This is a genomic window from Butyrivibrio hungatei, from assembly GCF_001858005.1.
Taxonomy (GTDB): domain Bacteria; phylum Bacillota; class Clostridia; order Lachnospirales; family Lachnospiraceae; genus Butyrivibrio; species Butyrivibrio hungatei.
Genome location: NZ_CP017832.1, coordinates 21485 through 33535 on the forward strand (window position 1 = coordinate 21485; position 12051 = coordinate 33535).

At 39.3% G+C, this 12051-nt stretch carries 7 protein-coding genes; all 7 read left to right on the forward strand.

Features of this window, described 5'->3' with window-relative positions; all coding sequences use genetic code 11:
• The first annotated feature begins 237 nt into the window (after positions 1-237).
• The 7 genes from bhn_RS14650 to bhn_RS14680 all read left to right on the forward strand — a co-directional run bounded on the left by bhn_RS14650 (position 238) and on the right by bhn_RS14680 (position 12020).
• Positions 238-4425, forward strand: coding sequence for a BspA family leucine-rich repeat surface protein (locus bhn_RS14650; protein WP_071177577.1), 4188 nt, complete (start codon positions 238-240; stop codon positions 4423-4425).
• Complete coding sequence (locus tag bhn_RS14655; protein ID WP_071177578.1) at positions 4425-5255, forward strand: class B sortase; 831 nt, start codon at positions 4425-4427, stop codon at positions 5253-5255. The genes bhn_RS14650 and bhn_RS14655 overlap by 1 nt, the downstream gene beginning before the upstream one ends.
• A gap of 57 nt (positions 5256-5312) precedes the next feature.
• Positions 5313-7637: an ATPase, T2SS/T4P/T4SS family gene (locus bhn_RS14660; RefSeq protein ID WP_071177579.1), complete on the forward strand. Its 2325-nt coding sequence runs from the start codon at positions 5313-5315 to the stop codon at positions 7635-7637.
• A 468-nt stretch (positions 7638-8105) separates the two neighbouring features.
• Positions 8106-9488 (forward strand): collagen-like domain-containing protein, encoded by a 1383-nt coding sequence (locus bhn_RS16045; protein ID WP_071177580.1) that lies wholly within the window; start codon positions 8106-8108, stop codon positions 9486-9488.
• A gap of 12 nt (positions 9489-9500) precedes the next feature.
• Positions 9501-9902: a hypothetical protein gene (locus bhn_RS14670; RefSeq protein WP_071177581.1), complete on the forward strand. Its 402-nt coding sequence runs from the start codon at positions 9501-9503 to the stop codon at positions 9900-9902.
• 27 nt (positions 9903-9929) lie between these two features.
• A complete protein-coding gene (locus bhn_RS14675; protein WP_148661979.1) occupies positions 9930-10889 on the forward strand; it encodes a hypothetical protein in 960 nt (319 codons plus the stop codon).
• Positions 10890-10943: 54 nt separating this feature from the next.
• Positions 10944-12020 (forward strand): hypothetical protein, encoded by a 1077-nt coding sequence (locus bhn_RS14680; protein WP_071177583.1) that lies wholly within the window; start codon positions 10944-10946, stop codon positions 12018-12020.
• Positions 12021-12051: the final 31 nt, after the last annotated feature.

The window sequence follows — 12051 nt, forward strand, 5'->3', positions numbered from 1 at the left end:
CCATCTTAGCCTTAGATTGCATACTTTAGGATATACTCATTGGGTGCTTTTATAAAGTTTTTTCTTTTTATATAAGCATTTTTTTGTTTTTGATTAATTAATTTTGGATGTGGCGAGTATGAAAATTGGGTTTTTGTCGGTATTTTAGGGAACTTGGCGAATAACAATGGGAGTTGCTATATCTGTGCACCTCCATATTTAATTTACATCGTATGCAAATGCAAATTGGAGGTTTATATGAAAAGACTAAGGTATCTACTTGCAATAGCAAGTACGGCTGCGCTTTTTGCGACAACAAGAAGCCCTCTGCCAGTCTATGCTGCTGATACTATTTCGTATCAGTATCTTGATGGCACAAGCCTTACTGCTACAGATACAACCTCTGACGCAGATTTTACAAATGCGAAAGCCGAGGTTGCAGACGCAGGAAAAACAGTGATCTCATTTCTGTATGAGACATGTAGGACTGCACCAAATCCATCTGTTTTAGATGGTGGCGGAGTAGTGACTGTTGTTACTGAGGATATGGTAGAAGCTCATGGTAATAGTGTGGGTGGCAATTCAAATGCCAAGTGGTTCATCTATGATGGAAAGCTTTATATCACCGGTACAACAGGAAAAATAGGAGAAAAGGTAACAATATCAGATAATGGAACAGCTACTGGCAGTAATACAGTTAAAACTGAATTTACTGGCACTTCTTTTGATGTTGAATGGCCTTCTCTCATGTATGACTTTACTACTATTGGTGGTGGTAAGGTTAATGATTCAGTTGTTGGAGATGAGAAGGATTTTCTTTCAGAGAAATTCTACACAACAACGGAGCCAACCAAGAATTATATGTCACTGGAGATTGCTAATAGAGAGGATATTTCTATTGCCTCAAAGGTTGACGGACATATTGGTGGCGATATGGAGCCAAGTAAGGTTGGCTGGCACGGAAAAGAGGGTTCTATCACTGAGATCTACATTTCTGACGATATCGAACTTTCAGGCAACATGAATGGTCTCTTTAACAGTAATTTCACTTATATAAGAGAGACAGGCAAGGCTGGAGATATGGGTGATAGCTTATATACAAGCCTTAAGAATGTTTATCTTTATTGTGATATGAGCAAGGTCACATCTGCTGCCGGAATGTTTGCAAGAATTGGTACTCTTGAGAATATCTATGTTCGAAATGGGGATGTAAAACCGCTTACTAATATGGTTTCGACTGCTTACATGTTCTATGGAGATAAGAATCTTGTAAATGGTACAGATTCCTTTATTGATGCTATGGATCTTTCAGGCGCGACAAACCTTTATTCGACAGCATTCATGTATGGTGGATGTGAGTCTATTTCTCAGCCAAACGTATCAAGTTATCACATGGATGGCGTTCAGTGTGCTTCAGGTATGTTCTTTGGAGCAAAGAATGCCAACCTTGTATCTGAACCTAATGGAGCAGGTACAAATAACATTTATTCATGGAATCTTGGTAGTGTTGTAGAAGCATCCGCTATGTTTAGCGCTGGCGATGCTGATGGTGTTATCGACTTGGATAAGCCATTAGGAAATATGGACCCTGGTCTTTTGGATATCACAGAGTATGGTGATGTCATTACTGGCACTGTCGATATGTCAAACTGGGGCATGGATAATGTAAAGATGATGGGCTATATGTTCTCTCATAATGGCGAGAACTTCAGGGGGATCAAGTTCGGTGCTTCTTACCCAGAGCTTATTGATGCTTCATGTCTTGCACTTAGATGTGACTATATCTCTAATATCGAGATGGGTAGCTCAATGCCGACTCTTAAGAACGCAACTGCTATGTTCAGAGGGGCGGGCTCAAAGGCAGCAATTTCATCCGCAGATATAAGCGGATGGTCTGCTCCTGTACTTGAGCATGTAGATGTAATGTTTGCATCATCAGGTTTTAGCACTATCGATACATCAGGCATATCAGCTCTTGATAATGTTGTCAGCGCAGCTGGTATGTTCAAAGATTGTAAGAACCTTTCAAGCCTTGGCAATGATGCTATGGGTACTGTTAAGTTCGGTTCACTTGAGGATGCTAGATTCATGTTTGATGGCGATACTGCCTTGACAAAGGTAGATACATCAAGCTGGGATATGTCAAAAACAAAAGACATTTCATTCATGTTCTCAGATTGCTCATCACTTATAAGTGGTGTTGAGGTTAAGAACTGGGGTGTCTCATCTGTTCTTACAAACGCAGAGAGCTTTGCTCGTAACACAAAGATCTCAATGTTTGACTTATCAAATTGGGATACAAGATACGTTAAGAACTTTGCCTTTGCTTTTGCTGATAACGAGAAGCTTGGTCTTGTAAACATGATGTCTGATGCTAAGTCTTTATTTAATGCAGAAACTATCATGGGCATGTTTGCAAATGATACAGGACTTGCAAAGGTTTCTGCTTTTGCACAGGGTAACAAACTTAAGGATGCAAGAGGCGTATTCGCAAATGATACTGCTCTTGCATCAGCTGGTGTAACTAATCTTGTTCAGTCAAATTGTAAGAATGCATCTTATTTCTTTAAGAATTGTTCATCTCTTACAAATGCAGACCTGTCAGGTTGGGACACAGTAAACCTTGTGTATGCACAGGGACTTTTTGATGGATGTAGTGCTTTAAATTCTGTAAGTGTTGGTAAGAAGTTTACGGCGGCAAACCTTCAGGATGTTGGAACAATGTTCCGTAACAATTACAAACTCCCATCGTCACAGCTTAAGAAGGTGCTTTCAAACTTTGGTAGCTCATCAAATCTTGAGTGTGCCTATGAGATGATGAAGAACTGTTATACACTTACTGAACTTGATCTTTCAGCAATGAACTTATCTAATACGGTAGAGCTGAGAAGAATCGCCGCTATGGAAGTTAATGCAGATTATCCTTCAGTGAAGCTCACAACTATCAAACTTCCAGAGTCTATTCTCACTGCAACAGGTGTTGTGCTTAAGGATACAGACGGTAGTTCAATCAATATGTTTTGGGTTGAAGGAGCAGAGGATAGCGCAGCAGATGATGTGCTTACAACTCTGTTCATTGATGGAACGCCTGGCGCAAACATCTTAGCTTACGCTTTTGGTGGCGCTAATGGTGATAACGATAACCGTAGTTTTGTTGAGATCAAGTCTAAGACCATTAACGGAAATGCTGCTGGAACTTATTCACTTAAAGATGATAGCGATAAGGCAGTTATGCTTGTTGATGCTGTGTCAAAGCTCTATACAGGTGGCATAACAGAGGCAAGTGCAACAATCGCTCCGCTTGCTTACTCATGGGCAAAGGACGACTCTAACATTGCGGGCGCAACAACAAAGACTTATACAACACAGAAGTCGGGTTCATATGTTGTTAGTGTCTTTCCAGAAATACTCACAGGAGCAAAGGGCGCAAAGACAGCATCGTTCGTGATTGGAGCTGAGGTTGTGGGTATCGTCGCTGAATATAATGGCGAACCTGTTACGGTAGGTGAGAAGTATTCAAAGGGCGATGTTGTTGTATCAATCATTGACGCAGGGGGTAAGAAAGTTCCTCTTACTGCTGATGATTGGTCTGCTGATTCTTATGATGTGACTAAGAAGGGTGATAATACATTCACAGTTACTTATAAGGATGGCAATAATTCTATGACGGCTAAACTTACAGTTCCGGGAATAAGGAATATCGGACTTATAGAAGCTACTTATTCAGGACCAGCTGTACTTGTTGGTAACGAGTATGATTCAAGCTATGTAAAAGTGATGGCTTACTACACAGATGATGCTAATAAGAAGGAAGGTTTTGAGGTTGAGCCTACCAAGTTTTCTACAAAGAAAGTAACAGAGGCGGGTGATAACTCTATCAATGCTTATTACGTCGATAAAGCGCAAAATGAAAAGGAGTTTTCTGCTCCATTTATTGTAAATGGTTATAAGACAGTTAAATCAATTGCAGCTAATTATACGGGCGGTCAGATCTTAGTCGGTAATAAATATAACGTTGATGATGTGACAGTTACTCTTTATTACGCTGATGGCACTAATGGTACTACCAAGAATTTTGAAGTTAACTCACAGACAGTTACAGCAGAAGGTGGTAACTCATTCACTTCAACTTACAGAGATCCTTATGGTAACACTTATACGGCTGGATTCTCTGTTCCGGGCTATGTTGATGCATCTACTACAGCAGCTACAACTGATGCAGCTTCATCAGTATCAACTGCAAGCACTGTTGTTGCCCCAATTCCAAATGCTTCTGCAAGTACAGTAAGAAGAGGTACAAGCTCAGGCAATGTACAGACTGGCAGAACGGGAAAGATAGTGTTTTATATGATCGCAATCGCTTGCCTTGTAATATTCATCGTAGTGGCTTCAAAGGCAAAGGGTGACCTTAAATCAAACGGTAAGAGAGGAAAAAGAAACAGATAATGGCAACAAACGACTACTATAAGCCAACAAAGCCCGCAGTCGTAAAGACTCAGAGGCAGATTTTGAAGGAAAAGGAACTGAATAAGAAGCTTTTACTACTTAATAGCCTCATTGTTGGCTCAGTAGTCTTGCTTGTCTTTGCAGTAGTGGGGCTTTTGAAACAAAAGCTCCTTGCTACTGCTGCCGAGACAACTTATGAGGTTGTCGCTGACAATGCTGTTAAGGTTGTTGATGGCGAGAGGATGGTGGATTTTAGCGTAGTTAAGTCTGAGGGTAGTACTTCTACTAGCTGGCTATATCTTCCTGATACCGCCATCGATTATCCTCTTGTTCAAGGTAACGATAATGAGACTTACCTTGGTATGGATGCATACGGAAATGAGTCTGATGCAGGAGCTATTTTTATTAACTTTGCCAATTCGTCTGATATGTCAGATGTTAAGACTATTATCTTCGGTCACAATATGGCAAATGGTTCTATGTTTACAGACCTTCACAAATATTCTGATAAGAAGTGGGGAGACCTACACCAGAATGCTTATATTTACATGGATAGTGGCGAGATTAAGCATTATAGACTTTTATATTACATTTTCACACAGCCTACTGATGAGGATGTCTATGTCGTTTCTAAGATGGACGTTGGTGAAGAGGAGGCTGCAAAACTTAAAGATGCATCAAGCATCGTTTATAACGAATATTCAGGCGGAAATATGATCTGCCTTTCAACGTGCACGATGCACAAATATAGAACAGTTGTTGTTTTTGAGTATGTGGATGGCAATGGTCCTATCAGAGGGATAGTAGAGTCTGCAGATTCTGAAACATAAAAATAACTTCCCGGGCAGCAGCCTAGTTTAATATATTTCTTTTAAGGATGAGGGACTATGAGTAAGGTAGTAATCGCTATAAGTGATATTTCTAATCCTGTTAAGTGGGATAAGTTTAAATCTAGTATGACAAATTGCTTTTTAGCATATAAAAACGAGAAGCTTAGCTTTAAATCAGCTGACGATATCATTTTCATCAATAAGGCTTCGCAGCTTGAAGAACTTGATACTTCGGTAGTGGACGTGCTTATTACTTCTGAAGAGGTTGATGGCATGAGGATTGGCGTTGGTAGACTCAATAAGTGGAGGAAGGCTAACGAATCCCTTGTACTAATCATGCTTATGGAAGTTGCAAAAAAGTCATCTGGTAAACTTAATGCACTTTATAACCTTGGCTATTATGACTTTTTGTATATGACAGATTTTAAATGGCCTAAGATCAGGTCTATTCTTGACGATGGTAGGCTTTCTGAGGAAGCGTATGAATATTATGGTATTGCTTCATTCGTTCCAACTAAGGACAAAGGAACAGCTCTTGATAAGGATAGTGTAAACAAAGTCTCAGCTAAGTTAAAAAATAAAAAAGAAGTAGTTAATTCTGTTGAGGGGCTTGGACAAAAGAATGCAAGCGATACTAAAAAGGATAGGATTACCGAGGACTTTTCTCCAGAGCAGATTACTTCTGATGATACTACACAGACTGGCAAAAATATTCATTCTAAAAAGAGTAAAAAGAAGAGTGCAGATGTAGTTAAAGAGGTTGAGCCAAAGGTAGCAGCTGATAAAAAATCTCCTAGTGCAGAGGATGTGATTGCTGTTTCTGAAAAGCCTTCTAAGAAAAAGAAGGCTAAGGGGAATGCCAAGGGTATTATCGAGGCAGAGCATGCAGATAACGGTGATACTGCTCTTGGTATTGTAGAGGATATTGTTTCTGAGAAGGAATTAGAGAAAATTTATCCTGAACTTCCATCTGAGTTATTAGAAGATGCAAAAGATTCTGTAGAGACTGAACAGTCTGAAAACCATTCAGAGAACGAGGAAGAGTATGATGAGATCGATACTATGCCTTTTCTTGTTGAAACGATGGAGGAAGACCAGCTTAAGGATATTGATTGGCTAAGTGCTAAAGATGGAGATGTAAATTCTTTTGTTCATGAGATGGAAGAGAAAGCGTTTAACCCTATTGTCATAACGAAAGACCTCACAGAGGAAGAAGAGATCCTTGAAGATATCCTCAGATATTATACGAAAACTGATCCTATTCCATTGTCAAACCTTGAAAGCGGTCTTTTAGAAAGGAGTCAGTTTGAGCAGGATCTTCAGAAGAAGATAAAGGAATATCCTGGTCTTTCAGATGAGTCTGTACAGTATATTTTTGAGAGCTTCATCATGTTCATGTGGAACTATGATATACTTACACCTTTCATCGAAGATCCAGCTGTATCTGATATCGCACTTGTTGATTATAACAATATTCAGATCAAGAGATATGGTAAGAGATATTTTTCACGTATCATTTTTAGGTCTCAGGACCACTTTAAGGCAGTTATCAACCATATCGTAAAGATGAATCATGTTGATCTTTCAGATAAGAAGCCAGATAAGACATTCATGGATACAAAGACTTCTGAGGCTGCCCGTATGAGATTTGTATATTCACAGGAATATATCAACGCAAATGGTGAGCCTTCACTTGTTATTAGAAAGGTGCCTAATGAGAAATATACATTAAGCAAACTTGTTGAACGCAAGATGATGTCACCTCAGACTGCTGCTTATCTTGTAGATAAGGTGAGAAGAGGAGCTTCAATTATCTTTACCGGAACAATGGCATCTGGTAAGTCAACATGTATTAACACAATGCTTGACTTCATCAGGCACGATAAGAGAGGACTTGTAGTACAGGAAAACGATGAGCTTTTTTCTAAGACTCATCCACTGTTTACTTTCCAAATTATCAGACCTTCCGAGGATGGACAGTACACATACGACTTGTCTTACCTTACTCGCTTTGGACTACTTATGGATATCGACTATCTTATTAACGGTGAGATAAAGGGAGGAGAAGCTGCGCAGTATGTAGATGCGGTATCAAGAAACATCATCTGCTGGACTTCTATTCACTCAACTTCTGCAAGAGCAGGTATTGAACAGGTAGCTACACTTGGGTCAACAAAGGATAGACCAAAGAATGAGGCACTCAGAGTACTATGTGAACAGACAGATCTTGTTGTATATATAGATGAGTTTGTTATCAAAGAAATCGCAGAGATTGAAGGTTGGGATGAAGATAAGCAGAAGATAAAATTTAAACCAGTAGATATCAAGATACCTAAGAAGGTGACTAACACAACCAAGTATAAGGCTTTGATAAAGAACTAATTGTTTTAAATGAGCTGTACTGTTTTTTTTATGGTGCGTGCATATATAAAATAAAAAAGCCTTTTATAAAACAGTAATTTGATTATTGTGTTTATTTTTGGGTTTTTTTGGGTATTGTATCACATTAAGAGTGTTCCCTCTTGAACAGCTTTATGATAATCTTCAATATAGTTTTTTAATATTATATTGATAAACCGGATTGGATTATCGTCATAAGTCGTTTGCAGTGGAGAGATTCTACTCATCTGATTTATGGCGATTTTTTTATCCGAGGCTCTGTCATAGATAGTGGTTGATATTTTGTATTCAAGCGTTATTTTTCCTTTTTATATCGTCAAGCGCGTTTCCCCAACACTCAAGCATTATCACGCTTTTCGATAGTCGCGTTAAAACCTAATCACATTCGCTTTCCCAGATATCAACCATTATCTATGGCAGAGTCAATTTTATAAGTGGAGGAAGTATAAAATGGGTAATTTTATCGAGAACTTAAAGGATAGGTTCGAAGAATTTAAGAACAATCCTGAAAACAAAAAGAAGTTCATCGCAGCTGCAACTGTTGTTGGCGCTTTAGCGCTTATTTTAGTTGTATGCCTTGCAAGTGGACTTAAGTCGATCAGTTTAAAGCAAGGCGGTGCATCTGCTGGCGACCTTATTGAGGGTAATTCTCCTAACGTTGAGAGAAATGCCGCAGGCGGTATAATCCTCGATATTGATTGGGATAATGTTATTGGCTACGACCTAGATGGTAATCCTGTATATGGTACAAATGGAATGGTTTCTGCCGTTGGCGGATATGATATGCTTGGTGCTCCAATTCTTGCAGACGATATGAAGGTTATTGGTAATGCCGAGGACGGCCTTCCTATCTACGATTATTCTGCGATTGAGCAGGCTAGACTTCGTGGGCTTAATGACATAACTAACACAAATATTGATTGGAATACTGTGGTTGGCTATGACAAGGATGGTAATCCTATCTTTGGCACTTTCGGAGCTGATCCTAACATCTTAGGATATGATGCAGCGGGCAATCCTATCTACAAGGGTAGCGTTACTGTTACTGGTAGAACTGATTCGGGTATGCCTATTTATGACTATAGTACAAGGGAGACCGTAAAGGCAGCAGGAAAGTCTGCTCAGGACCGTATCCGCAATGGCAAGAATGGTGCTGATGGTAAGGACGGTGTTGATGCTTCTGCTACTGACGGTAATGCTGGCATAAACGGTTCTAATGGAGCTAACGGAACAAGCGGTACAAATGGCACTAACAGAACTGTTACTCAGATTATCAACAATACTAGTGGCAAAGATGGTACAAATGGAACTTCAAAAAATGGAACAAACGGTACAAATGGCATTAATGCTAACGGCACAAACGGTACAAATGGTACTAATGCCGATGTGAGCAGGGTACAGGCCGAGGTTGATGCTCTTAAGGAGCAGGTAAACAATGGTTCGTTAAATGGTAAGGATGGTCGTGATGGCAAAGATGGAGAAAAGGGTGAACGCGGCAGTGAAGGTCAGCGTGGTGCTACAGGTGCTCAGGGTAGCGCAGGACAGACTGGAAGTCAGGGCGCCACTGGTGCCACAGGTGCGCAGGGTGCAGCTGGAAAAGATGGTGTGACCTATTATACATATATCCGCTATGCTTCTGAGGACCCATCTGTATATTCTAACGCTAAGATGTCAGCTGATCCCTCTTCTGATACTAAGTACATGGGTATCGCTACATCTGCTTCAACATCAGCGCCAGCAAAGGCTTCTGATTACACATGGTCTCAGTACAAAGACCTTAGTGTAACAGCCACAACTGATGCTGATGGCGTTACTACTCTTGTTATTCATTAAGGAGTGGACTAGATGAAATTGAAATTTAAGAATGGCAACGCTGCTAGTAGAGCAGCGTTAATTTCCTGCATTGTTGCAGTTGGTATTGGTTTTGGTGGCATTGTGACAAGTGCAATTGCTAATAATACAAACGCACAGGTTACTGTTAGTTACTATACAGGTAAACCTACTAACCCAAAAGCATCTTATGAAGATGCTTTTGCGGATGGAGATTCTGCTGTTAATAGAGTTACTTATACTACTAAAAGTCTTGGAAGATTACAGTGGGGTGAACCTGATTCGGATGGTAGATACGAGGTTTACTATGATGCATCAGATGTTCATACAATGGCAGCAGGAGTTAATGATGCTGAAGCTAGATATCTTGAGCTTTATCAGAAATATACTGATGCATACAAGGCTGTTATGGAGTAACAGCGGAAAGGGCTTTGGATGTATATTTTGCATAGAATAGGAACGGCGAACAATATAAAGAAACTTATTGGTGCATCACTTATACTATCACTTTCTCTTACAGTAACAGCAGGTGCTACTGAACCTACATCGTATAGTATTAAGAGTAGGGGAAATATTGAGTACGATAGCGATAAAAACAGCAATCCAGAGGTGCTTTTTTATTCGGAGGATTTGACTGCTATTTCAACTGGCCTGCAAGCTCTTAATAGTCAAATTGCAGTTCTTTCAAATAATTATGACGAGCTTATTAGTCAGACAAATGGATATAAGACGGATATAATCAATGGATTAAATTCGAATGTTTACGCTAAAGATAATCTATCAGATGAGTCGAGTTTCAATAATATCGTAGATGCGATCAATAGCATACCAGCACGAGGAGATGTAAATGTTATTTTAACAAACACAGAAAAAACAAAGACATTTCCTGCTGGATATTATGATTCGTTTACTGTGACAAGTGATTTCACACAGTTAGATGCAACGCTTACATATTCTCATCATATTCATGATTTGGAGACTGATGCAAAAAGCGAAGAAAACGATAGCTTGGATGTTACGTCAGTAAGCACAGTATATGATGATTCATATAGGAGTTCTGTTCCAGGAGGATGTTTTACTACTCCTTATTATCACGTTAGATATTCTAGCAGCTATACATATCAAGGAAGATGTGGTGGTCATGTTGCAACAGGGACAAATGATCCTGTTAATGATCCTAGAGGGGTGTTTGATTATTGTACATCGTGCGGTAATAGATGGGGGGCACATACAGGACCTACTAATTGTGACAGACCAGTTACAAAAACCGTTACAAACAACGTTGATAAATGGACTACTTCTCCAAATTCAACTGAGAGTCAGCACATAGTTGAGACTGTCTACATTTGCTCTTGTGGAAAAAAACAGGGACAAGTAACGGATGTACATCTACATTTCAATTAGTAAATATTATAATAATACTCTTTTTGCTGGTGTTAAAAAGGATTTGATAAACTTATGTATAATACAAATAATTTAAAGAAACTCCTTGGAGCAGCACTTATGTTATCGCTTACTTTTGGTGTAACGGTAGGTGCTACTGGAACTAAAACGGATAGTATTAAAAGCAGAGGAAATATTGAGTACGACTCAGATAATGATGATGAACCAGAGGTACTATTCTACTCAGACGATCTAACAACTATATCTACAGGAATTGATTCATTAAACAAGCAGATTTCAGTACTCAGCTCTAGTTTTGATACATTATCAGACACAACAAGTCAGTATAAGAGTGCTATCATAAGCGGTTTGAATGGTAATGTTTATTCAAAAGCTAATATTCCAGCTGACACTTCATTTACTGAACTTGTTGGTTACATCAATAATATTCCAGCACCAACTACTGCTGTTGGAAGTTACTATGATGGTGGCGATAATAATGGTCTTGGAGTAGGTATTTCAGCTTCGAATCCAAACGTAGAAGTAAATGTTGATGGAGTATCAACCATTAATATCGGTGCAAATGAGTCGATCACCTTACCTAGTGGCTATTATCCTAATGATATTACTATTCAAAATAATGTAGTAAATAGAAGTTCTGATATACCGGAGTCAGGTATTATTTCCTTTAATGGAGAATATGAGGCTGGATATTATCCTGCATTTTCGGTTGATGTAGCTGTAAATAATCAGATTGCGGCATTAAATGCGGAAACCATGTCGTGTTCAGGAGGAACATATACTTGTGAAGCTCAAAAAGAGATTTTATCAATTCAAAAATTTCAAGCTTCAACATGGGCTCAAGTGGAACCAGGAGAAGGCCCCGGCCCTGAAAATCAGTATACTCATGGTTGGAGTTGTTCCGGAAGGTTATATATCAAAAGAACGGATGGAACCGAAGAGACAATAACTCAGCAGAACGCTGGGTTATATGCAAGCGGCTATTATGGTTATGCGGTAAATGGTCTTGTTGAGCTGAATCAGGGAGACAAGTTAATTGCAGAATATCGTGGCTATATGCCTCTTCCACCATGGACGCACAGTGTAAGTAACAATGTCTCTTTTCAAGCGTATGGGGTTCGCTTTAAATAATACCTATGAGAGTATATTTAGTAAGAAAGAT

What these genes read in the sequence shown, in the direction of transcription:
- bhn_RS14650 (WP_071177577.1), top strand. Translation starts at nt 238, where the DNA reads ATGAAAAGACTAAGGTATCTACTTGCAATAGCAAGTACGGCTGCGCTT.
- bhn_RS14655 (WP_071177578.1), top strand. Translation starts at nt 4,425, where the DNA reads ATGGCAACAAACGACTACTATAAGCCAACAAAGCCCGCAGTCGTAAAG.
- bhn_RS14660 (WP_071177579.1), top strand. Translation starts at nt 5,313, where the DNA reads ATGAGTAAGGTAGTAATCGCTATAAGTGATATTTCTAATCCTGTTAAG.
- bhn_RS16045 (WP_071177580.1), top strand. Translation starts at nt 8,106, where the DNA reads ATGGGTAATTTTATCGAGAACTTAAAGGATAGGTTCGAAGAATTTAAG.
- bhn_RS14670 (WP_071177581.1), top strand. Translation starts at nt 9,501, where the DNA reads ATGAAATTGAAATTTAAGAATGGCAACGCTGCTAGTAGAGCAGCGTTA.
- bhn_RS14680 (WP_071177583.1), top strand. Translation starts at nt 10,944, where the DNA reads ATGTATAATACAAATAATTTAAAGAAACTCCTTGGAGCAGCACTTATG.